This is a genomic window from Pseudomonas asiatica (assembly GCF_009932335.1).
GTDB classification, from domain to species: Bacteria; Pseudomonadota; Gammaproteobacteria; order Pseudomonadales; family Pseudomonadaceae; genus Aquipseudomonas; species Aquipseudomonas asiatica.
In genome coordinates, this window is sequence record NZ_BLJF01000001.1 from 3,786,596 (window position 1) to 3,808,875 (window position 22,280).

Here is a 22,280-nt window from a genome sequence, read left to right on the forward strand (position 1 = left end):
CTACAACACTTACAGAAATTTCCTACACTCAACTGATGTACTTGTAACAATCAAATTCCCTGTTACCGAATGAACGGTATCACCGGCCTGTAAAAGTGCACCAGTTGAAAACCGGCCGATACCTCGGGAAATGTTCAATTCAAATGCCTGAACAGGCAACATCACCAGGATTTCGAGCGATTATTCTCACGGGAAACAATCCAGTCTTTAGTTGAGCAGCGCGGTAAGGCAAAGATATGCAAAATCGCTGGAGACGACCCATATGCACCAAGTACAACCTGTCGCCCCGCTGACGATCATTGCCATCTTCGCAGGGATTATCGAAGCCTCCGCCCTTGCCACATTGCCGTTTCTCAGCGAGTCCAGTCAAAAGCTCTATACTTGGTTTCTGGTGGGCTTCCCATTCTTCCTGACGGCACTGTTCTTCCTCACGCTCAACTTCAATTACAAGTCGTTCTACGACCCGTCGCCAAACAGGACGACAAACGACAACACATCGACACCGAGTGATGTGTCCAAGCATGCAATGCCCGGTAGTACCGGCGAAGCGCTGCAGGGCGAGCCTGTCACGTTCATGTTTTCCGGCCCCGATGCCTATCGCATGATGGAGCAGCAATTGCTGTCCGCCCTCGCCCAACCGCCTCAGCAATCTCGCACCTGGCGCTTTTGCAACCTGGACAGACGCCAGTGCGCGCAACTATCGATCAGCGCGCTTGATGAACAGGTGGCGAACGACGGCCATTGATTCCACGGACAAAAAAAACCCCGGCCTGAGCCGGGGTTCTTGCCGCACATGACGGTAATCAGAGCAGCGAGCGGCCCTTGTTGGCAGCAATGCGCATACGCAGGGCGTTGAGCTTGATGAAGCCAGCTGCATCCGCCTGGTTGTAGGCGCCGCCATCTTCCTCGAAGGTAGCGATGTTGGCGTCGAACAGCGAGTCGTCCGACTTGCGGCCGACAACGGTGACGTTGCCCTTGTACAGCTTCAGGCGTACCACGCCGTTCACGTTGACCTGCGAAGCGTCGATCATCTGTTGCAGCATCAGACGCTCCGGGCTCCACCAGTAGCCGGTGTAGATCAGGCTGGCGTACTTCGGCATCAGCTCATCCTTCAGGTGAGCGACTTCGCGGTCCAGGGTGATCGACTCGATGGCACGGTGGGCCTTGAGCATGATGGTGCCACCAGGGGTCTCGTAGCAACCGCGCGACTTCATGCCGACGTAACGGTTCTCGACGATATCCAGACGGCCGATGCCATTGGCACCACCGATACGGTTCAGGTCGGCCAGGACGGTGGCCGGAGTCTTCTCGACACCGTCGATGGCAACGATGTCACCGTTGCGGTAGGTCAGCTCGATGTAGGTAGCCTGATCCGGGGCGTTCTCAGGCGAGACACTCCAGCGCCACATGTCTTCTTCGTGCTCGGTCCAGGTATCTTCCAGGACACCGCCTTCGTAGGAGATGTGCAGCAGGTTGGCGTCCATCGAGTACGGCGACTTCTTCTTGCCGTGGCGCTCGATCGGGATGCCGTGCTTCTCGGCGTAGTCCATCAGCTTCTCGCGGGACAGCAGGTCCCACTCACGCCATGGGGCGATTACCTTGACGCCTGGCTTCAGCGCGTAGGCACCCAGTTCGAAACGCACCTGGTCGTTGCCTTTGCCGGTGGCGCCGTGGGAAATGGCGTCGGCGCCGGTTTCGTTGGCAATTTCGATCAGGCGCTTGGCGATCAGCGGACGGGCGATGGAAGTACCCAGCAGGTACTCGCCCTCGTAGACGGTGTTGGCGCGGAACATCGGGAACACGAAATCACGCACGAATTCTTCGCGCAGGTCGTCGATGTAGATCTCTTTAACGCCCATTGCCTGGGCCTTGGCACGAGCCGGCTCGACCTCTTCGCCCTGCCCCAGGTCAGCGGTGAAGGTCACCACTTCGCAGTTGTAGGTATCCTGCAGCCACTTGAGAATCACCGAAGTATCAAGGCCGCCGGAATACGCCAGTACGACCTTTTTTACGTCCGCCATGCCATCACTCCACGGGGTTGTACGGAAAGGGATCGATTCTAACGACGTTACGGATAAATTTACAGTGGGGCGACAGCTTCTGACGACAAAGCGACAAGAAGTTTCGGAAGGGCGACTTACCGTCGGAAATTATGAAATGCCGTGTGGGAGCAGCCTTCAGGACTTGGCAGGTGTTGGCTCAGGGGCCTTTTCGACAGGCTTCTCAACCGGCTTCTCGATTACCGCAACCCGATCCAGTTCGATATTCACCCGACGATTACGCGCCCGGTTGGCAGCATTGGTGTTCTTCGCCAATGGATAACGCTCGCCATGGAAACGCACGGTAATCTGCTCTTCCGGAACGCCATGGGCCTTGAGGTAGTCGGCTACCGCCAGTGCCCGGCGGCGCGACATGTCGCGATTGGTCAGGCGATTGCCACTGTTGTCGGAGTGGCCGTTGAGCTCTACATGGTTAACTGTCGGGTCAGCCTTGATGTAGTCGAGGATCACGTCCAGCCGTGCCTTGGCCGCGCCATCCAGCTCGAAGCCTCCCCCGGGGAAGCCCACCTGGGTCTGACGCACCTGATCGTAGTTCATCGGCAGCAGCTTGCCGGCACAGGCCTGATAGTCGTTGTAGGCCTTGGCGAAGCTGACCGGCAGCACACGCACTTCCATCGGCCTGCCCGCCTCGCCGGCATAATTGCGTACCACCGTGCTGCGCCCATCGAGCAGGCCGTTGATCAGGCGACTGGCCTGGCCCTGGGAAGAACTGAACAACACCCCGGTACGGGCCATGCGCACGCTGCCCAGATTGATGTCGCTGCGCCCAGGCTGCCACGGCGCAGCAGCTGCCAGCAATGTGGCCGTGCCCGCCCCCAGTACGTTGCTGTCCGAGCGCAACTGGAACACCGGTTGCTCGCCCGCGCGGCGCACGAACTCGCCACTGCCGAAACCGTCGATCGGCTGGATCAGCCGGCATTCGAACTGGTCACCCTCGACCTTCCAGGCAATGTTTTCCATGCGCGTCTGGAAGGTCAGCGCACCGGCCGGCAGGCTGGCGAACAGGGTCAACAGGGCTAGGTAACGCTGGCGCACGGGCGGCTCCACAAATTCTGACGGCTTACCTGCAGGCTATCGGACGCCTGGCGGAAAACTTGATAGCCGTGCTCCACCCAGGGTTTTCCGGTAGCATTGGGGCTTGAGTTCGACCCGCCTGGAATCCCCAATGTCCGATCGCCTGACCCTCCTGCGTCCCGACGACTGGCACATCCATCTGCGCGATGGTGCCGTCCTGCCCCACACCGTTGGCGATGTGGCGCGTACTTTCGCCCGTGCCATCATCATGCCCAACCTGGTTCCGCCGGTACGCAATGCCGTAGAGGCCGGCGCCTACCGTGAGCGCATCCTGGCCGCCCGCCCGGCTGGCAGCCGCTTCGAGCCGCTGATGGTGTTGTACCTCACCGACCGCACCAGCCCCGAGGACATCCGCGCGGCCAAGGCCAGCGGTTTCGTGTATGCCGCCAAGCTGTACCCTGCTGGCGCCACCACCAATTCAGACTCGGGCGTGACCAGCATCGACAACATCTTCCCGGCCATCGAGGCGCTGGCGGAAGTTGGCATGCCGCTACTGGTGCATGGCGAAGTGACCCGTAGCGAGATCGACGTGTTCGACCGCGAGAAGCGCTTCATCGACGAGCATATGCGCCGTGTGGTCGAGCGCTTCCCGACACTGAAGGTGGTGTTCGAGCACATCACCACCAGCGATGCCGCGCAGTTCGTCACCGAGGCCCCGGCCAACGTCGGCGCGACCATCACCGCGCAGCACCTGCTGTACAACCGCAACCACATGCTGGTTGGCGGCATTCGCCCGCACTTCTACTGCCTGCCGATCCTCAAGCGCAACACCCATCAGGTGGCGTTGCTGGATGCGGCCACCAGCGGCAACCCGAAGTTCTTCCTGGGTACCGACTCGGCCCCACACGCCCGACACGCCAAGGAAGCCGCCTGCGGTTGCGCCGGTTGCTACACCGCCTACGCAGCCATCGAGATGTACGCCGAAGCGTTCGAGCAGCGTAACGCGCTGGACAAGCTGGAAGGCTTTGCCAGCCTGCACGGCCCGGCGTTCTACGGCCTGCCGGCAAACACCGACACCATTACCCTGGTCCGCGAAGAATGGACCGCCCCGGATAGCCTGCCGTTTGGCGAGCAGACCGTAGTCCCGCTGCGCGCCGGCGAAAAACTGCGCTGGCGCCTGCTGGAGGAAAACGCGTGAGCGAAGACCTCTACGAAGACGACCTCGACACCCAAGGCAGCAGCGGCTCGCGCCATCCGATGGCCGAGCGTTTCCGCGGCTATCTGCCGGTAGTGGTAGACGTTGAAACCGGCGGCTTCAACAGCGCTACCGATGCCCTGCTGGAAATTGCCGCAGTCACCATCGGCATGGACGAAAAGGGCTTCCTGTTCCCCGAGCACACCTACTTCCACCGCGTGGAGCCATTCGAGGGCGCCAACATCGAGGCGGCCGCGCTGGAATTCACCGGGATCAAGCTGGACCACCCGCTGCGTATGGCAGTCAGCGAAGAAAGTGCGCTGACCGACATCTTCCGTGGCGTACGCAAGGCGCTCAAGGCCAATGGTTGCAAGCGGGCGATCCTGGTCGGCCACAACAGCAGCTTTGACCTGGGCTTCCTCAATGCGGCGGTGACGCGCAATGACCTGAAGCGCAACCCGTTCCACCCGTTCTCCAGCTTCGACACCGCTACCCTGGCGGGCCTGGCTTATGGCCAGACCGTACTGGCGCGGGCCTGCCAGAGCGCCGACATCGACTTCGACGGACGTGAGGCGCACTCGGCGCGCTATGACACCGAGAAGACGGCCGAGCTGTTCTGCGGCATCGTCAACCGCTGGAAAGAGATGGGCGGCTGGCGCGATTTCAACGATTGATCTGCAAAAGCGTTCGCGCGCATTCCCGCTCCCACCGGTACTGCAGTGGCCTCAGCCATTGTGCTATTCCTGTGGGAGCGGGCAAGCCCGCGAAAAGGCCGGCACAGGACGGCACAAAAAAACCGGCCACAAGGGCCGGTTTTTTCATGCACGCGGCAATTACAGCTTGCCAGCGTTCTCGCTCAGGTAGGCAGCAACGCCTTCCGGCGAAGCGTTCATGCCTTTGTCGCCTTTTTTCCAGTTGGCAGGGCAGACTTCGCCGTGCTCTTCGTGGAACTGCAGGGCGTCGACCAGGCGCAGCAGCTCGTCCATGTTGCGGCCCAGTGGCAGGTCGTTGACGATCTGCGAACGAACAACACCGTTGGTGTCGATCAGGAAGGCGCCACGGAAGGCTACGCCGCCTTCGGACTCGACGTCGTAGGCCTTGCAGATTTCGTGGGTCATGTCGGCAGCCAGGGTGTACTTGACCTGGCCGATACCACCGTTGTTGACCGGGGTGTTACGCCAGGCGTTGTGGGTGAAGTGCGAGTCGATCGACACGCCGATCACTTCCACGTTGCGCGCCTGGAAGTCAGGGATGCGGTTGTCCAGGGCGATCAGCTCGGACGGGCAGACGAAGGTGAAGTCCAGCGGGTAGAAGAACACCAGGCCGTACTTGCCCTTGATGGCCGAAGCCAGGTTGAAGCTGTCGACGATCTCGCCGTTGCCCAGCACGGCCGGAACGGTGAAATCGGGGGCTTTCTTACCAACGAGTACGCTCATTGTAATCTCCTGATGAGGGTGAAAAACCGTTTGCCGGGCCAGACGGGCTTGCCCGACATCCAACAAAGGCCGTCCATCATACACGGCTTCTGGTGACAGGCCGACTCCAACGACGAAGCAACCGCCGGTCGCTCAAGCACGGCCCTTTCAGAAACCCCTTTGACAAGCATTCTCATTAACATTAAGCTCCACTCCATCGAGCCCACCAACGATGGTCAGCCTTTATGTATGTGTGTCTTTGTGTCGGCGTTACCGACGGACAGATCCGCGATGCGATCTATGAAGGATGCTGCAGCTACAAGGAAGTGCGAGCCGCCACAAACGTCGCCAGCCAGTGCGGCAAATGTGCCTGCGTTGCCAAGCAGGTGGTCCGCGAGACCCTGACCGAGCTTCAGGTCAGCCAGGCAGCCCTGCCCTACCCCGTGGAATTTACCGCAGCCTGATAACAAAGAATTCGAAGAACCGGACCTTGCGTCCGGTTTTTTTATGCCCGCAATTCAATAAGTTAGCGCTCCAACGCGGTTCACAAACATTCTTATTTCCATTAATTTTCACTTATTATTCAAGAACTTAGGTTTGACACACCTAAGTATCGGGCTCAAACTTCACTGTATTGGCACACTTCTACAGGGCAGGAACCCGACATGAAAGGCGACGTAAGCGTCATCCAGCATCTCAACAAGATCCTCGGAAACGAGCTGGTCGCGATCAACCAGTACTTCCTGCACGCACGCATGTACGAAGATTGGGGCCTGAACAAACTCGGCAAGCACGAGTACAAGGAATCCATCGACGAGATGAAGCACGCTGACAAACTGATCAAGCGTATTCTCTTCCTCGAAGGCATCCCCAACGTCCAGGACCTGGGCAAGCTGCTGATTGGCGAGCACACCAAAGAGATGCTCGAATGCGACCTGAAGATCGAACAGAAAGGCCTGGTCGACCTGAAAGCGGCCATCGCCCATTGCGAAACCGCTGGCGACTTTGGCTCGCGTGACATGCTCGAAGATATCCTCGAGTCCGAGGAAGAGCACATCGACTGGCTGGAAACCCAGCTGGGGCTGATCGACAAGATTGGTATCGAGAACTACCTGCAGTCGCAGATGGGCGAAGAATAAATATTCGCCCCATGAAAAAACCCGCGATCAGCGGGTTTTTTCATGCTTGCCGGAAATTCAGGCCTCGGAAGCCTTGGCCTTGGCAGCCGCTTCCTTGATCAGGGTCTGCAGCTCACCCTTCTCGAACATTTCCAGCATGATGTCGCTGCCGCCGACCAGTTCACCGGCTACCCACAGCTGCGGGAAGGTCGGCCAGTTGGCGTATTTTGGCAGGTTCGCACGGATTTCCGGGTTCTGCAGGATGTCGACGTAGGCGAACTTCTCGCCACAACCCATCACGGCCTGCGATGCACGCGCAGAGAAGCCACACTGCGGGGCATTCGGCGAGCCTTTCATGTAAAGCAGAATGGTGTTGTTGGCAATCTGCTCTTTGATCGTTTCGATGATATCCATGTAGCACCTCGGCTGAACTTTCCGACGCGGTCGTCGGCACGGTGACGCATTGTAACGGAAAGCCGAGCAGCATGCTCGGCCTTACCATTCCTTACGCGGCCTCTACCTGCACGGGTACGCCATTGAGGGCGGCGTTGCCGGAAACCTGATCACGCAGGCGCTCATCGGTGAGGTCGTTGGCACTCACCCCAGGTTGCGCCTTGGCGATCTGCATGTGCACGCCTTGACGAGAGTGACCGAAGCCATGGGGCAGGCTGACTACACCGGGCATCATGTCCTCGCAGGCCTGAACCTCGACTTCAAGATCCCCGGTACGCGAGCGGATACGAACTCGCTGGCCGTCCTGCAACTGACGATGCTGCAGGTCCTGCGGATGCATCAACAACTGATGGCGCGGTTTGCCTTTCACCAGTCGATGAAAGTTGTGCATCCATGAATTGTTGCTGCGAACATGGCGACGGCCGATCAGCAGCAGTTCGCCCGGCACCGGAGGAGCCTGTTGCGCCAGTCGCCCCAAGTCATCCAGCAGCACCTGGGGCGCCGCTTCGACGGCCTTGCTGGCAGTCGTCAGGCGCGCAGCGAGGTTGGCGCGCAATGGCCCCAGGTCGAGGCCATGCGGGTGCTCGTCCAGCGCTGCCAGCGAAAGCTGCCAGGGTGTCGTTTCACCATAACGCCCCTTGCGCAGGGCCAGGTCGATCATCTGCGCTGGCGCCCAGGTCGGTTTCAACTCCAGCTCGGCGCGTTTGGCGAACGCTTGTGCCAGCCCGACAAAAATCTCCCAGTCATGCAATGCCCCTTCGGGCTTGGCCAGGATCGCCCGGTTGAAGCGGGTCACGTTGCGCACGGCCAGCAAGTTGAATGTGCTGTCGTAATGGTCGTTTTCCAGCGCCGAGGTGGAGGGCAGGATCAGGTCGGCATGGCGGGTGGTTTCGTTGATGTACAGGTCAATGCTGAGCATGAACTCCAACCCCTCCAGCGCCACATCCAGCTGGCGGCCATTGGGCGTTGAGAGCACGGGGTTGCCAGCCACCGTCACCAGCGCACGCACCTGCCCTTCGCCTGGCGTCAGCATTTCCTCGGCCAAGGCCGCCACGGGCAGTTCGCCGCCGTACTCGGGCAAGCCCGACACCCGGCTCTGCCAGGCGTTGAAATGGCCACCCGAGGTGGTCGCTACCAGGTCGACGGCAGGCTCGGTGCACAACGCGCCGCCTTCACGGTCAAGGTTGCCGGTTACCAGGTTGATCAGTTGCACCAGCCAGTGGCAAAGGGTGCCGTAGGCTTGGGTCGAAACCCCCATGCGGCCGTAGCACACCGCCCTGTCGGCCGCGGCAAAGTCCCTTGCCAGCTGGCGAATGTCTGTCGCGGCAATGCCACAGTGCGCGCTCATGGCCTCCGCGCTGAACGGCGCGATCGCTTCGCGCACCTGCTGCAAGCCGATGACCGGCAAGTGCGAGCCGCGCGCCAGGCCTTCAGTGAACAGGGTGTTGAGCAAGCCACACAACAAGGCCGCATCCCCTCCAGGGCGAATGAACAGGTGACTGTCGGCCATCGCCGCCGTTTCGCTGCGCCGCGGGTCCACCACCACCAGGCGCCCACCCCGGGCCTGCAGGGCTTTCAGGCGTTTTTCCACGTCCGGCACGGTCATGATGCTGCCGTTGGAGGCCAGCGGGTTGCCGCCGAGGATCAACATGAAACCGGTCTGGTCGATGTCCGGGATCGGCAGCAGCAGGCCATGGCCGTACATCAGGTGGCTGACCAGGTGCTGCGGCAACTGGTCCACCGAGGTGGCAGAGAAGCGGTTGCGGGTTTTCAGCAGGCCCAGGAAGTAGTTGCTGTGGGTCATCAGGCCGTAGTTGTGCACGCTCGGGTTGCCTTGGTACACCGCCACGGCATTGCGCCCATGGACCTGCTGGATCGCCCACAGCCTGTCGGCGGCCAGGGCAAAGGCCTCGTCCCAGCCGATGGCCTGCCAGTGCTCGCCCACCCGCTTGTGCGGTTGGCGCAGGCGGTCGGGGTCGTTCTGGATGTCCTGCAGGGCCACGGCCTTTGGGCAGACATGGCCGCGGCTGAACGGGTCCTGGGGGTCGCCCTTGATCGAACTGATCAGCGCCCGCCCATCGTCGTCATGGCTGACTTCAATGTTCAGCCCACAGATCGCTTCGCACAGGTGACAGGCACGGTGATGCAGGGTCTTGGTCATGGCCGCCTCTGCCTTGTTGTTGTGGAGGATGTGTAGAAGGTTGTCGAACATCGACTATGCGCCCAGCCCCCGCCACCGGCCAGCGCACTTCGCGGTGTGAATCCGCCGACATCAGGCACACGATTTGCGACAGCCATTTGCCAAATTGCTGGCAAGCCGTGTACAAACCTCTGTAGCAAATAAAAAACAGCACTGCCCGTCGGGTAAAGACACCCTTTGCAACACCCTTTGGTACTGGGCAGCTGTTTCCCCTCTTGGCTTCAGGCGACATTTACTTATAGTATTGCGCCTTTCCCTATTTCGTCCGCCCCCGTGCGGCTTACGCCGCAGGTCACTCCCGTTGTCAAAAAAAACCATACGGTCGACCTGCATACCGTTGCAGATAAGGTAGTCAATCATGAGCGCTAGGCACTTTCTCTCCCTGCTGGACTTCACCACCGACGAATTGCTCGGTGTGATCCGCCGCGGCATCGAGCTGAAGGACCTGCGCAAGCGAGGCGTGCTGTTCGAGCCCCTGAAGAACCGCGTGCTGGGCATGATCTTCGAAAAGTCCTCGACCCGTACCCGCGTGTCATTCGAGGCAGGCATGATCCAGCTCGGCGGCCAGGCCATCTTCCTGTCCCCGCGCGACACCCAGCTGGGCCGTGGCGAGCCGATAAGCGATAGCGCCATCGTGCTGTCGAGCATGCTCGACGTGGTGATGATCCGTACCCACGCCCACAGCACCCTGACCGAATTCGCCGCCAACTCGCGTGTGCCGGTGATCAACGCGCTGTCCGACGAGTCGCACCCGTGCCAGCTGCTGGCCGACATGCAGACCTTCCTCGAACATCGCGGCTCGATCCAGGGCAAGACCGTCGCCTGGATCGGCGATGGCTTCAACATGTGCAACTCGTACATCGAGGCAGCCAGGCAGTTCGACTTCCAGCTGCGCATTGCCTGCCCGGAAGGCTACGAGCCGGACCCACGCTTCATGGCCATTGGTGGTGACCACGTGCAGATCGTGCGTGACCCGAAGGAAGCCGTGCGCGGCGCCCATCTGGTAACCACGGATGTCTGGACTTCCATGGGTCAGGAGGAGGAAACTGCACGGCGCCTGGCGCATTTCGCGCCTTACCAGGTCACCCGCGAGCTGCTCGACCTGGCGGCACCCGACGCCCTGTTCATGCACTGCCTGCCAGCCCACCGTGGTGAGGAAATCAGCCATGACCTGCTCGACGACCCACGTTCGGTCGCCTGGGACCAGGCTGAAAACCGCCTGCATGCACAGAAGGCCCTTCTCGAATTCCTTGTAGAACCGGCTTACCACCACGCATGAGTCAACCCCTACTGCTCAACCTGCGCAACCTCGCCTGCGGCTATGGCGACCAGCGCATCGTTCAGAACCTCAATCTGCACCTGAACGCAGGCGACATCGGTTGCCTGCTGGGTTCATCCGGTTGCGGCAAGACCACCACCCTGCGCGCCATCGCCGGTTTCGAACCGATACACGACGGCGAGATCCAGTTGGCTGGGGAAGTCATTTCCCGGGCCGGGTTCACACTGGCCCCGGAAAAACGCCGCATCGGCATGGTGTTCCAGGATTACGCGCTGTTCCCGCACCTGACCGTGGCGCAGAACGTTGCCTTCGGCATCGCCAAGCACCCCCGCCAGGCCGAGGTCATCGAAGAGATGCTCGAGCTGGTCAAGCTGGGCGGCCTGGGCGGGCGCTACCCGCATGAACTGTCCGGCGGCCAGCAGCAACGGGTCGCCCTGGCCCGTGCACTGGCACCGGAGCCGCAACTGCTGCTGCTCGACGAGCCATTTTCCAACCTCGACGTAGAGCTGCGCCGGCGCTTGAGCCATGAGGTTCGCGACATTCTAAAGAGCCGCGGCACCAGCGCCATCCTGGTGACCCATGACCAGGAAGAAGCCTTTGCCGTCAGCGACCAGGTTGGCGTGTTCAAGGAAGGCCGCCTGGAGCAGTGGGACACGCCCTACAACCTTTACCACGAGCCGCAGACGCCGTTCGTGGCCAGCTTCATTGGCCAGGGGTATTTCATCCGTGGGCAGATGATCAGCCACGAGGCGGTCAATACCGAGCTGGGTGAATTACGCGGCAACCGTGCCTACATCATGGCGCCGGGCAGCTCGGTGGATGTACTGCTGCGCCCTGACGATATCGTCCACGCACCGGGCAGTGCGCTGCAGGCGAACATCGTCGGCAAGAGCTTCCTTGGGGCATCGACCCTGTACCGCCTGCAATTGCCGACCGGCAGCCAGCTCGAGGCGATCTTCCCTAGCCATGACGACCGTCAGGTCGGTGAGGATGTGGGGATTGCGGTCAAGGCCGATCACCTGGTGCTATTCCCGGTGCCGGGCAGCGTGGCGGCGCAGTTGCCGCGGCAGGACAACGGCGTTCGCCGGTACAGCTCGGCGACCTGATTCGAAATTTTGGGGCCGCTCTGCGGCCCATCGCGACACAAGGCCGCTCCTACAAGGGTACGTATTCCCCCTGTAGGAGCGGCCTTGTGCCGCGAAGGGCTGCAAAGCAGCCCCAGAAATCTCAGCCCCGACCAATCCCGGCAAACTTGCCCTGGGTGTACTCAGCCAGCACCACCGCCGCCAACTCCACCTCCAGCCCACGCCGCCCGGCGCTGACATGGATGGTTGCAAAGTTCTGCGCCGAGTCATCGATGAAGGTGCGCAGGCGCTTCTTCTGCCCCAGCGGGCTGATCCCGCCCACCAGGTACCCCGTGGCTCGCTGCGCCGACGCCGGGTCGGCCATCTCGCACTTTTTCACCCCGGCAGCCTGGGCCAGGGCCTTGAGGTCGAGCGTACCCACCACAGGTACCACCGCCACCAGCAATTCACCCTTCTCACTGCTCGCCAGCAAGGTCTTGAACACCTGCTGCGGGTCGAGACCAAGTTTCTCCGCCGCTTCCAGGCCATATGACGCCGATTTGGGGTCATGTTCGTAACTGTGCACACGATGCTCGGCACGGTGTTTCTTCAACAAGTCTAGGGCGGGGGTCATGCGGGGGCTCCGGTCGGGACAGCTCGGCGGCTACTTTAGGACAATTCCCACACCGCAGCCAGCGCACCGCAATTGCGCGGCTCTAGTACGCGGATCCGCACCTGAAATCAGCATCCAGATCGTGACCGACCGTTCACTTTCGACCTTTGACATCAGCGTTTCTTGTCTATATTTTTTCGTTTCTGAATAAAATGGTGCACTTTTAAGGTGCATTTCCCAACATCTGCCCGGGTCAACGGGGATAGACTCCGGGCTTTGCTGTCGAGCGCCACGCGCCTCACAACAAAAAAAAACGAGGTCATACATGACGACTGCTCTACGCCAACCCACGCTTTCCAGCCAATGCCTGGCCGAGTTCCTGGGCACTGCACTGCTCATCTTTTTCGGTACCGGCTGCGTCGCCGCGCTCAAGGTCGCGGGCGCAAGCTTCGGCCTTTGGGAAATCAGTATCATCTGGGGCGTGGGCGTCAGCATGGCGATCTACCTCACCGCCGGTATTTCCGGCGCACACCTGAACCCCGCGGTGAGCATCGCCCTCACACTGTTCGCCGGCTTCGACAAGCGCAAGCTGCCCTTCTACATGCTGGCCCAGGTATGCGGCGCGTTCTGTGGCGCAGCGTTGGTCTACACCCTGTACAGCAACCTGTTCTTCGATTTCGAACAGGCCCACGCCATGTTGCGCGGTAGCGAAGCCAGCCTGGAACTGGCCTCGGTCTTCTCCACCTATCCGCACCCATCGCTGTCCACCGGCCAGGCGTTTCTGGTCGAGGTGATCATCACCGCCATCCTGATGGCCGTGATCATGGCCCTGACCGACGACAACAACGGCCTGCCGCGCGGCGCCATGGCCCCGCTGCTGATCGGCCTGCTGATCGCCGTGATCGGCAGCGCCATGGGCCCGTTGACCGGCTTTGCCATGAACCCGGCCCGCGATTTCGGGCCAAAACTCATGACCTTCCTGGCCGGTTGGGGCGAAATCGCCTTCACTGGCGGTCGGGACATGCCTTATTTCCTGGTTCCGGTGTTCGCACCGATCCTTGGCGCCTGCCTGGGTGCCGCGACCTATCGCGGCCTGATCGCACGCAACCTGCCAATGGCAGCCGCCGTGAACCCTGAGACAAATGACAATCGCCAGGGCGATACTCAAGTCAACTGACGCCGGCATCACGCCCAGCCCTGACCCCCTATTTTCGCAAGGCCTACGACCATGACAGACACCCAGGATAAGAACTACATCATCGCCCTGGACCAGGGCACCACCAGTTCGCGGGCCATTATTTTCGACCGCGACGCCAATGTGGTGGGGACCTCCCAGCGCGAGTTCGCCCAGCACTACCCGCAGGCGGGCTGGGTCGAGCACGACCCGATGGAAATCTTTGCCACGCAGAGCGCGACCATGGTCGAGGCCTTGGCCCAGGCGGGCATCAGCCACGCCCAGGTCGCCGCACTGGGTATCACCAACCAACGTGAAACCACCGTGGTGTGGGACAAGGAAACCGGCCGCCCGGTGTACAATGCCATCGTCTGGCAGTGCCGCCGCAGCACGGAGATCTGCGCCCAGCTCAAGCGCGACGGCCATGAAGACTACATTCGCGAAACCACTGGCCTGGTCACCGACCCATACTTCTCCGGCACCAAGCTGAAGTGGATCCTCGACAATGTCGAGGGTGCCCGCGAACGCGCCGAGCGCGGCGAGCTGCTGTTCGGCACCATCGATACCTGGCTGATCTGGAAGTTCTCCGGCGGCAAGGTGCATGTCACTGATTACACCAACGCCTCGCGCACGCTGATGTTCAACATCCACAGCCTGCAGTGGGACGACAAGCTCCTGGAAATCCTCGGCATCCCACGGCAGATGCTGCCCGAGGTACGCCCTTCCTCCGAGGTCTACGGCCATACCAAGAGCGGTATCGCCATTGCCGGTATCGCCGGTGATCAGCAATCGGCACTGTTCGGCCAGATGTGCGTGGAACCGGGCCAGGCCAAGAACACCTATGGCACCGGCTGCTTCCTGCTGATGAACACCGGTGACCAGGCGGTGAAGTCGTCCCATGGCCTGCTAACCACCATCGCCTGCGGCCCGCGTGGTGAAGTGGCCTATGCGCTGGAGGGTGCAGTGTTCAATGGTGGTTCCACCGTGCAGTGGCTGCGTGACGAACTGAAGATCGTCAACGACGCACTGGATACCGAATACTTCGCCAGCAAGGTCAAGGACAGCAACGGCGTATACCTGGTGCCTGCCTTCACCGGCCTGGGTGCCCCGTACTGGGACCCGTATGCCCGTGGCGCACTGTTCGGCCTGACCCGTGGCGTGAAGGTGGACCACATCATCCGCGCCGCGCTGGAATCGATCGCCTACCAGACTCGCGACGTGCTTGACGCAATGCAGCAGGATTGCGGCCAGCGCCTGTCCGAGCTGCGCGTGGACGGCGGCGCGGTGGCCAACAACTTCCTCATGCAGTTCCAGGCCGACATCCTCGGCACCTGCGTGGAGCGGCCGAAGATGCGCGAAACCACGGCGCTGGGGGCGGCCTACCTGGCAGGCCTGGCCTGTGGCTTCTGGAGCGGCCTGGACGAACTGCGCGACAAGGCGATCATCGAGCGCGAGTTCAGCCCGCAGCTGGATGAAACGCAGAAAGAGAAGCTGTACGCAGGCTGGAAGAAGGCAGTCGACCGTACCCGTGACTGGGAAGATCACGAGGCCTGATCCTACCTGACAGGCGCTACACCACGTGTAGGAGCGGCCTTATGTCGCGAAAGGGCCGCGAAGCGGCCCCAGCAGCATTTGCTATGACGCGAAAATCCTGGGGCCGCTTCACGGCCCTTTCGCGACACAAGGCCGCTCCTACAAAGAAGCGCCAGCGCAGGCCACAAAATCGATGCAGGGCATTTGTCCCCGCCGCCGCCCCGATAGTCTACTGGTCGTAGTCCGCGTCCTACGGCATCATTGCAGCATTTGTCCGGCAGCCCCAAAGGACCGCCCATGAATCTGCCCCCTCGCCAACAACAAATCCTCGAACTGGTGCGCGAACGCGGTTACGTCAGTATCGAAGAAATGGCGCAGCTGTTCGTCGTCACACCGCAAACCATCCGCCGTGATATCAACCAGCTGGCCGAGCTCAATCTGCTACGCCGCTACCACGGGGGCGCGGCCTACGACTCGAGCATCGAGAACACCGCCTACGCCATGCGCGCCGATCAGATGCGCGACGAAAAGCAACGCATCGCCGAAGCCGTGGCACGGCAGATTCCCGACCATGCCTCGCTGTTCATCAACATCGGCACCACCACCGAATCCATCGCCCGGGCACTGCTCAACCACAACCACCTGAAAGTCATCACCAACAACCTGCACGTGGCCGCGATCCTAGCCGCCAAGGACGATTTCGAAGTGCTGGTGGCAGGTGGCACGGTTCGCCGTGATGGCGGCGTCGTCGGCCAGGCCAGTGTCGACTTCATCAACCAGTTCAAGGTCGACTTCGCCCTGGTGGGCATCAGCGGCATCGACGAAGATGGCAGCCTGCTCGATTTCGATTACCAGGAAGTGCGGGTATCCCAGGCAATCATCGCCAATGCCCGACAAGTGATCCTTGCCGCCGACTCCAGCAAGTTCGGGCGCAACGCCATGGTGCGCATGGGCTCGATCAGCCTGGTCGACTGCCTGGTGACCGACCAGGCGCCAACTCCCACCCTCACCCAGCTGCTGAACCAGTACAAGATCCGGCTTGAGGTGGTTTGAGGGCTGACAGGCGCATGCCGCAAGGTTTGTCGCGCCTGTGAGATCGAGCGTCGCCCGCGCCGCGCTCGATCTCACAGGCGCGATACCTTTCAAACCGATCATCCAAAACTTTCGTAAATGTTCATTTCATTGTCATCTGATCAGTTTTTTCTATGAAGACTGACTGGCGACCAGCTTTCTGTTGCGCTAGTATTTTCGAAAACGAACATCAATGTTCATATTCGATGTGAACAGCCCCAGGAGGCCTTGCCCGTGTCCCAGCCCGTTTCGTCCCAGCCCCCAGTCGCCGACTGCTATGACCTCGCCGTGATCGGCGGCGGCATCAATGGCGTGGGCATCGCTGCCGACGCCGCCGGGCGTGGCCTCAACGTATTCCTCTGCGAAAAGGACGACCTGGCCCAGCACACCTCGTCGGCCAGCAGCAAACTGATCCACGGCGGCCTGCGCTACCTGGAGCACTACGAGTTCCGCCTGGTGCGTGAAGCGCTGGCCGAGCGCGAAGTGCTGCTGGCCAAAGCCCCGCACATCGTCAAGCCGATGCGCTTCGTGCTGCCGCACCGCCCGCACTTGCGCCCGGCCTGGATGATTCGCGCCGGCCTGTTCCTCTACGATCACCTGGGCAAGCGCAAGCGCCTGGGGGCTTCGCGCAGCCTGCGCTTCGGCCCGGGTTACCCGCTCAAGCCTGCAATCAGCCGTGGCTTCGAATATGCCGACTGCGCGGTGGACGATGCCCGCCTGGTAGTGCTGAATGCGATGGCCGCACGGGAAAAAGGTGCCCATATCCATACCCGCACTCGCTGCCTGCGCGCGGAGCGTGTGGATGGCCTGTGGCAAGTGGAGTTGCAGCACGCTGACGGCCGCCTGCAGACCATTCGCGCCCGTGCCCTGGTCAATGCCGCCGGGCCGTGGGTGGCCAGCTTCATCAAGGACGACCTCAAGCTCGATGCCCCCTACGGCATCCGCCTGATCCAGGGCAGCCACATCATCGTGCCGCGCATGTACGAAGGCGAACATGCCTACATCCTGCAGAACGAGGACCAGCGCATCGTCTTCTGCATCCCGTACCTGGAGCGTTTCACGCTGATCGGCACCACCGATCGCGAGTACAGCGGCGACCCCGCCAAAGTCGCGATCACCGAGCAGGAAACCGATTATCTGCTCAAAGTGGTCAACGCCCATTTCAACCACCAGATCAGCCGCAGCGACATCGTGCACACCTATTCCGGCGTGCGCCCACTGTGCAACGACGAATCGGACAATCCGTCCGCGGTCACCCGCGACTACACCCTGGCGCTGTCCGCCAGTGAAGGGCAAGCGCCGTTGCTGTCGGTATTCGGTGGCAAGCTGACCACCTACCGCAAACTGGCCGAATCGGCGATGGCCGAGCTCAAGCCGCACTTCCCACAGATGCGCGGCAGCTGGACCGCTGGCGCGCCGCTACCTGGTGGTGAGCAAATGACCACGGTGCAGGCTCTGGTAGATGCGGTGCTGGCGCGCTGTGGCTGGTTGCCGGTCGATATCGCCAGGCGCTGGGTGCTGACCTATGGCAGCCGTGTATGGCAGTTGCTGGAGGGCGTGCAAGGGCCGGAAGACCTGGGCCAGGCAATTGGTGGTGGGTTGTTCGCTCGAGAGGTGGACTACCTCGCTAGCAACGAATGGGCCTGCAGCGCTGAAGACATTCTCTGGCGCCGCACCAAGCTGGGCCTGTTCACCAGCGCGGGCGAACAACAGGTGCTTGCAGACTACCTGCAACAAGAGCAGCAGGCGCGCACCCAGGCAGCGTGACTCCCCGGCCCGCCCACACGCGCCAGGCGCAAGCGGGCCATTCGACGCAGCAGTAACTACCGCCAAACCACATTACCGGCGTGATGCTCTGGGGTCTTTAAAACCCCGGAGAACATCACGTGCCACCCACCGAATACAACCCGTCCTATTCAGTCGACGCCCTGATCGCCCAGCAACTGCCTGACTGGTTGACCGGCGCCGACACAACGCACCTGCAAGCCTACGGCAAGGCCTTGGGTGCACAACAACAGGCAGCGGACAGTCTTCGCCATCTGCTCGAAAGAATCCCTCGCCTCGAAGACTTCGCCCTGCCCCTGCTCGAACGCGCGCTGCGTGAGCAGAGACTGGGGCATATCGACGCGCGACGGGGTCACGTGGTCGTGAGCGAAGAGTTCCAACTACCTTCGGCCGCAGAGCATTTCTACAAGCCGACCGTAATCCATAGCACACGACAAACCCTGCTGGCTGCCGCCCTGCATAACTTCGAAGCACACGAAGCTGAACCGTGGCTGTTGCGTAAAGCGCATCTGGAAAACGAGAAAGGCGAAAAGCTGGCCATGACCTTCGAGCAATTCGTTCGCCTGTGCCGCTCGCTGGATCTGGGCGGCAAGTATCAGGTGCTGCTCAAGACAGTGCTCGAGCCCAAGGCTGGGCGTGGCCAGCCGGGCGATCAGGCGCGCACGACAATAAGGCACCTGTTTGAAACCGGCGTACGAACGCGCATGCAAGCAGCGGTTTACGAGGCCAGGTTCAAGCGGCAACTGGATGAGCGGGATCTGCTTCGGCTGCGGTCGATGCTGGAAACCCCTGCGCTCACACCCTATGGCAAAGGCACGCTGACACCTCGCCAACTCTATCTGCTCGGCAAGTGCGTGACGGGGGTCATCACTCTCGAATGGCGCCCTGCCTTGGCTGCCGACATCGACGAGATCATCGTCTGGATACCCGATGCCCCCGGGCAAAGCCTGTGCTTTTACGACAGTTGGAACGATGTGTACAGCGACCTGGCCACTCGCCTCAAACAGCAGCCATTCCGCAGGTTTTTCAAGCGTTTCATCAAGGCGCGGGACACAAGCGCTTTCGACAAGGAACTTGCACAACGGCTGGTAGCGTCGCCTGGAGCAAAGAAACTGCAGCTCGACGGGCGAAACCTGCCCATAGAGGGGGATGTGTTCGCACATGTACGAGCGCTTTTGCTCGGACGAATGTTCGATGATGCAGCCTACCTGGCTGTGCCCACGGACGTCGAAGACCGCCTGAGCAGACATCAGCGCTTGCAGGGCATGCTCAGCGCCGGGTTGGACCTGCTGGGGCTGGCAGCTCTGGTCGTACCGGTATTGGGAGACCTGCTGCTGGTCGTCAGCGCGGCGCAATTGCTCGATGAAGTCTACGAAGGCTACCAGGACTGGCAGCTAGGTGATCGCCAAGGTGCATTGGACCACTTGTTCAACGTAGCCCAGGGTTTGGCGACCACAGGCCTGACTGCAGGTGCGCTGCATACGCTGCGACGAACACCTTTTGTCGACACGCTTGCGCCAACGGTGTTGCCCGGCCGCGGCGTAAGGCTGACCAGAAACCTCCGCTACCTGCCTGCCGAGGAAAATGTCTCGGTATTATTGGAAGGCCTGCAAGGGGAGCACTTTGCCGACACGTTGTCAGACCATGGCCGGATGCTTCTGCAGGTCACAGGCCTGTCCGTGGACCAACTGCGCCGACTTTGCCTGGAGAACGCTCCACCACCCGCGCGGCTGCTAGACATCCACGACCGGATCAAGTTGCACCAGCAGGATCCGACCCTGAAAGGGCTGGCCTTCGAACAAAAACTTCAGGCATGGCAAACACCGCTATCCATCGACCAGGCCAAGCTGATCGGCGCCTTTCGGGGGCTGTCGCCAAGGGGCGCCCAGGAAGTCATCGACCATTGCAGTAGCGCCCAGATAGAACAGTTGCATGCTTCCGGGCGGATACCACTGAGCATGGCGCAACATGCACGATGGTATGAACATGCCAGCCGTATTGACCGAGCTTGTCTCGGCTTGCGCCTACAGAACCTGACCAACACCGATAGCGAAATACTGGCGCTACGCCTCATCGAGCGGGAAGCCCCGTGGCCAGACTCAGTACGGGTCGAATTACGCCACGGCGGCCCGGAGGGATTACAGATATTCGCCAGCCAGAGCGAGACCGCGCAGAAGGTGCGCACCATTGTCAAAAATGAGCAAGGCTACGCCCTGGCTGGCGAAGAAACCCAGGGCAAGTCCTTGCTGGCAGCGCTCCTGCGGTGCCTGGACGACGAGCAGAAAACCCGGTTGGGGAACCGCAACCTGCAGCTCAGGGAACTGCGCGACAAACTGGCCATGGCAGCCGAACAGGATCGCGACTCCACGGCTAGCCTGCTCGACCTGCCCGGCATCCGCGCAACTATCAGGCCGCCCCGGCGTTTCGCCGACGGCAGGCTGGCCTATACACTCAGCGGCGGTGGTGAAAGCAGCCAAAGCGCTATTCGCCGAGGGATCCATCAAATATTCCCCACACTCTCCGAACTGCAACTGGACGCTTACCTCGAAGCAGTCCGCCAGCGCGGGGAGAGCTTGTGGGACCATTACCAGGCGCTGCAACGCCAGCTTGCCGACCTGCGCGAAACACTTCGGGTCTGGCAGGCCGGTTGGCAATCTCCGATCGACGCCATTCGCAGACGCCGGGTAGCCGATACCCTTCGCCGCAGTTGGCGGCGCAAACTGGTGGACGGCAACGACCAATATGAACTGACCATAGACGGCGAGCACATCGATGCCTTGCCAGACCTGCCGGAGGGTGTGGAATACCGACACGTGCGCCGGCTGACGTTACGCAACATGCGCCTGCAGCAGATCGATGCGCGCTTCCTAAGGCTGTTCCCCAACGTCGTGGACCTGGACCTGAGCGGCAACCAGCTGACATTGGTTCCCGAGGGCATCGAGGGCCTCAGCCAGCTACGGCGCTTGAACCTGAGCAACAACCTGATTGCGATGGACGCAGCAGGTAGTAGCCGCCTGGCTCAGTTGCAGCGGCTGGATACCCTGATACTCAATTACAACCCCCTCAACGGCATGCCCGACCTCTCGGCCTTGCCACATGTGCGGGACCTGCGCCTGCGAGCAACGGGCCAGGCGGATATTGGCCTGGTCCACCAGAGCGTAGCGCTACGCACCCATATCGACTTGCGCAACAACAGAATCAGCGAGTTGCAGCGCGAGATGCGCGGCTTGCGCCTGCGCCTGCAAAGGCTGAACCTGCATGACAATCCGTTGAGCGAAGGCAGCATCGAGTATCTGGACGAAGCACAGGGTGCCAGCGAAACAGGCGCCCGAGGCAGCGCGTCGTATGCCCACGAGCCAATAGATGAAGAAACCCGTGCAACCTGGGTAGCATCCAGAAACGAGCTCCTCCGTGCAGAACGGGAGGCAGCCTGGGACCGCCTGAGCGAGGAGCCGGGCTCTGGAGGCCTGTTCAGGTTCCTGGCCGACTTTGCCCAGAGCGAAGACTTCGAGGCCCATCCGCGGCATTTTCGACGCCGTCTCTGGCACATCCTCGAAGCCTGCGAAAACAATGAAGCGTTACGCGAGCAGTTGTTTCGCGAGGCCGACGGGCCGCGTACCTGCGAGGATCGCCTGTTGCTGCTGCTCAACCAGATGGAAGTGGGCGTGCTGGCCTTCCAGGGCATCGAAGGGGTGCCAGCGGAAATGAGAGAGAGCCGCCTGCTGTATCTGGGCGGCCAGCTGCACCGCCTGGACCTGCTTGACGATATTGCCAACCGGCACATCCAGGCCCTGCGCGAAGCAGGACGCAGAGTAGATGAAATCGAAGTTCGGCTTTTCTATCGCCTGCGGCTGACAGGGCCACTTGACTTGCCAGCACCACCGGATGAGATGCACTTCGCATCATTCGCCCACGTGACAACGCGGGATCTGAATGCAGCAGAAATAGAAGTACTGCAAAGCTACAGCACCTTGTCGATGCTGGACGCGCTTGCAGGCCGCCCTTACTGGCAGAACTACCTGCGAGAAACCTATGCTGACCGTTTCGAGGCGACCGCAAGGCCTTATCACGAGCGAATGGAAGCGCTCGAGGCACGGGCCGTGGCCGGCCAGGAAGCGGGCTATGAAGACCAGGCCAGGGTTTTGATGCGCGAACTTGCCGCCGAGGAGTCAGTGCTGATACGCACCCTCACTACCGAGGCCTGGGCGCGCTGGAACCAGACGCCGAAAGAGCGGCTCATGCCCCACTGACCAGGCTGGCAGCACTGCGATCAGGCTCAGCATGGCAGCGGTCCTGATCGCTCGTG

The 22,280-nt window shown here is 61.3% G+C and carries 18 protein-coding genes; 12 read left to right on the forward strand and 6 right to left on the reverse strand.

What is annotated here, in order from left to right; genetic code table 11:
* The first annotated feature begins 262 nt into the window (after positions 1-262).
* The gene (locus tag GYA95_RS17595) at positions 263-745 is read left to right on the forward strand and encodes a hypothetical protein (protein WP_015271560.1); all 483 of its coding nucleotides are present in this window, start codon (positions 263-265) and stop codon (positions 743-745) included.
* A gap of 58 nt (positions 746-803) precedes the next feature.
* On the opposite strand, the gene GYA95_RS17600 is transcribed toward GYA95_RS17595, so the two are convergent.
* Both GYA95_RS17600 and GYA95_RS17605 read right to left on the reverse strand, forming a co-directional pair.
* On the reverse strand, positions 804-2,021 hold the full coding sequence (locus GYA95_RS17600) for an argininosuccinate synthase (RefSeq protein WP_013973956.1): 1,218 nt from the start codon (positions 2,019-2,021) through the stop codon (positions 804-806).
* A 156-nt stretch (positions 2,022-2,177) separates the two neighbouring features.
* A complete protein-coding gene (locus tag GYA95_RS17605) occupies positions 2,178-3,095 on the reverse strand; it encodes a flagellar protein MotY (RefSeq protein WP_015271561.1) in 918 nt (305 codons plus the stop codon).
* Between the two features lie 130 nt (positions 3,096-3,225).
* On the opposite strand from GYA95_RS17605, the gene pyrC reads away from it, so the two are divergent.
* Entirely contained in the window at positions 3,226-4,272 is a 1,047-nt protein-coding gene (gene pyrC / locus GYA95_RS17610) for a dihydroorotase (RefSeq protein WP_015271562.1), read from the forward strand.
* 59 nt (positions 4,273-4,331) lie between these two features.
* The gene (gene rnt / locus GYA95_RS17615) at positions 4,332-4,943 is read left to right on the forward strand and encodes a ribonuclease T (protein WP_230388460.1); all 612 of its coding nucleotides are present in this window, start codon (positions 4,332-4,334) and stop codon (positions 4,941-4,943) included.
* Positions 4,944-5,102: 159 nt separating this feature from the next.
* Here the strand turns inward: rnt and GYA95_RS17620 are convergent, their stop codons facing one another.
* The gene (locus GYA95_RS17620; RefSeq protein ID WP_003254945.1) at positions 5,103-5,705 is read right to left on the reverse strand and encodes a peroxiredoxin; all 603 of its coding nucleotides are present in this window, start codon (positions 5,703-5,705) and stop codon (positions 5,103-5,105) included.
* Between the two features lie 224 nt (positions 5,706-5,929).
* Between GYA95_RS17620 and GYA95_RS17625 the strand changes: the two genes are divergently transcribed.
* The gene (locus GYA95_RS17625) at positions 5,930-6,148 is read left to right on the forward strand and encodes a bacterioferritin-associated ferredoxin (RefSeq protein WP_003254947.1); all 219 of its coding nucleotides are present in this window, start codon (positions 5,930-5,932) and stop codon (positions 6,146-6,148) included.
* A 201-nt stretch (positions 6,149-6,349) separates the two neighbouring features.
* Entirely contained in the window at positions 6,350-6,823 is a 474-nt protein-coding gene (gene bfr / locus GYA95_RS17630) for a bacterioferritin (RefSeq protein ID WP_003258014.1), read from the forward strand.
* A gap of 57 nt (positions 6,824-6,880) precedes the next feature.
* Here bfr and grxD read toward each other — a convergent pair whose 3' ends face one another.
* A complete protein-coding gene (gene grxD / locus GYA95_RS17635) occupies positions 6,881-7,216 on the reverse strand; it encodes a Grx4 family monothiol glutaredoxin (protein ID WP_003254949.1) in 336 nt (111 codons plus the stop codon).
* Positions 7,217-7,307: 91 nt separating this feature from the next.
* On the reverse strand, positions 7,308-9,416 hold the full coding sequence (locus GYA95_RS17640) for a molybdopterin oxidoreductase family protein (RefSeq protein WP_015271564.1): 2,109 nt from the start codon (positions 9,414-9,416) through the stop codon (positions 7,308-7,310).
* Between the two features lie 397 nt (positions 9,417-9,813).
* Between GYA95_RS17640 and argF the strand changes: the two genes are divergently transcribed.
* Entirely contained in the window at positions 9,814-10,734 is a 921-nt protein-coding gene (gene argF / locus GYA95_RS17645; protein ID WP_015271565.1) for an ornithine carbamoyltransferase, read from the forward strand.
* Positions 10,731-11,840 carry an ABC transporter ATP-binding protein gene (locus GYA95_RS17650; RefSeq protein WP_015271566.1) on the forward strand — a complete coding sequence of 370 codons (1,110 nt, stop codon included), beginning with the start codon at positions 10,731-10,733 and terminating at the stop codon, positions 11,838-11,840. Before argF ends, GYA95_RS17650 begins: the two co-directional genes overlap by 4 nt.
* A 121-nt stretch (positions 11,841-11,961) precedes the next feature.
* On the opposite strand, the gene ybaK is transcribed toward GYA95_RS17650, so the two are convergent.
* Positions 11,962-12,432, reverse strand: a complete 471-nt coding sequence (gene ybaK / locus GYA95_RS17655; RefSeq protein WP_015271567.1) for a Cys-tRNA(Pro) deacylase — start codon at positions 12,430-12,432, stop codon at positions 11,962-11,964.
* A gap of 304 nt (positions 12,433-12,736) precedes the next feature.
* Between ybaK and GYA95_RS17660 the strand changes: the two genes are divergently transcribed.
* The 5 genes from GYA95_RS17660 (at position 12,737) to GYA95_RS17680 (ending at position 22,224) form a co-directional block, all read left to right on the forward strand.
* A complete protein-coding gene (locus tag GYA95_RS17660; RefSeq protein WP_015271568.1) occupies positions 12,737-13,588 on the forward strand; it encodes an MIP/aquaporin family protein in 852 nt (283 codons plus the stop codon).
* Between the two features lie 51 nt (positions 13,589-13,639).
* A complete protein-coding gene (gene glpK, locus GYA95_RS17665) occupies positions 13,640-15,139 on the forward strand; it encodes a glycerol kinase GlpK (RefSeq protein ID WP_015271569.1) in 1,500 nt (499 codons plus the stop codon).
* 276 nt (positions 15,140-15,415) lie between these two features.
* On the forward strand, positions 15,416-16,171 hold the full coding sequence (gene glpR, locus GYA95_RS17670) for a DNA-binding transcriptional repressor GlpR (protein WP_015271570.1): 756 nt from the start codon (positions 15,416-15,418) through the stop codon (positions 16,169-16,171).
* A gap of 252 nt (positions 16,172-16,423) precedes the next feature.
* Entirely contained in the window at positions 16,424-17,956 is a 1,533-nt protein-coding gene (glpD, locus tag GYA95_RS17675; protein ID WP_015271571.1) for a glycerol-3-phosphate dehydrogenase, read from the forward strand.
* Positions 17,957-18,075: 119 nt separating this feature from the next.
* Entirely contained in the window at positions 18,076-22,224 is a 4,149-nt protein-coding gene (locus GYA95_RS17680) for an NEL-type E3 ubiquitin ligase domain-containing protein (RefSeq protein ID WP_161551457.1), read from the forward strand.
* Positions 22,225-22,280: the final 56 nt, after the last annotated feature.

Coding starts and splice junctions, on each gene's coding strand:
- GYA95_RS17595 (WP_015271560.1), top strand. CDS start 263: ATGCACCAAGTACAACCTGTCGCCCCGCTGACGATCATTGCCATCTTC.
- GYA95_RS17600 (WP_013973956.1), bottom strand. CDS start 2,021: ATGGCGGACGTAAAAAAGGTCGTACTGGCGTATTCCGGCGGCCTTGAT.
- pyrC (WP_015271562.1), top strand. CDS start 3,226: ATGTCCGATCGCCTGACCCTCCTGCGTCCCGACGACTGGCACATCCAT.
- rnt (WP_230388460.1), top strand. CDS start 4,332: ATGGCCGAGCGTTTCCGCGGCTATCTGCCGGTAGTGGTAGACGTTGAA.
- GYA95_RS17620 (WP_003254945.1), bottom strand. CDS start 5,705: ATGAGCGTACTCGTTGGTAAGAAAGCCCCCGATTTCACCGTTCCGGCC.
- GYA95_RS17625 (WP_003254947.1), top strand. CDS start 5,930: ATGTATGTGTGTCTTTGTGTCGGCGTTACCGACGGACAGATCCGCGAT.
- bfr (WP_003258014.1), top strand. CDS start 6,350: ATGAAAGGCGACGTAAGCGTCATCCAGCATCTCAACAAGATCCTCGGA.
- grxD (WP_003254949.1), bottom strand. CDS start 7,216: ATGGATATCATCGAAACGATCAAAGAGCAGATTGCCAACAACACCATT.
- GYA95_RS17640 (WP_015271564.1), bottom strand. CDS start 9,416: ATGACCAAGACCCTGCATCACCGTGCCTGTCACCTGTGCGAAGCGATC.
- argF (WP_015271565.1), top strand. CDS start 9,814: ATGAGCGCTAGGCACTTTCTCTCCCTGCTGGACTTCACCACCGACGAA.
- GYA95_RS17650 (WP_015271566.1), top strand. CDS start 10,731: ATGAGTCAACCCCTACTGCTCAACCTGCGCAACCTCGCCTGCGGCTAT.
- ybaK (WP_015271567.1), bottom strand. CDS start 12,432: ATGACCCCCGCCCTAGACTTGTTGAAGAAACACCGTGCCGAGCATCGT.
- GYA95_RS17660 (WP_015271568.1), top strand. CDS start 12,737: ATGACGACTGCTCTACGCCAACCCACGCTTTCCAGCCAATGCCTGGCC.
- glpK (WP_015271569.1), top strand. CDS start 13,640: ATGACAGACACCCAGGATAAGAACTACATCATCGCCCTGGACCAGGGC.
- glpR (WP_015271570.1), top strand. CDS start 15,416: ATGAATCTGCCCCCTCGCCAACAACAAATCCTCGAACTGGTGCGCGAA.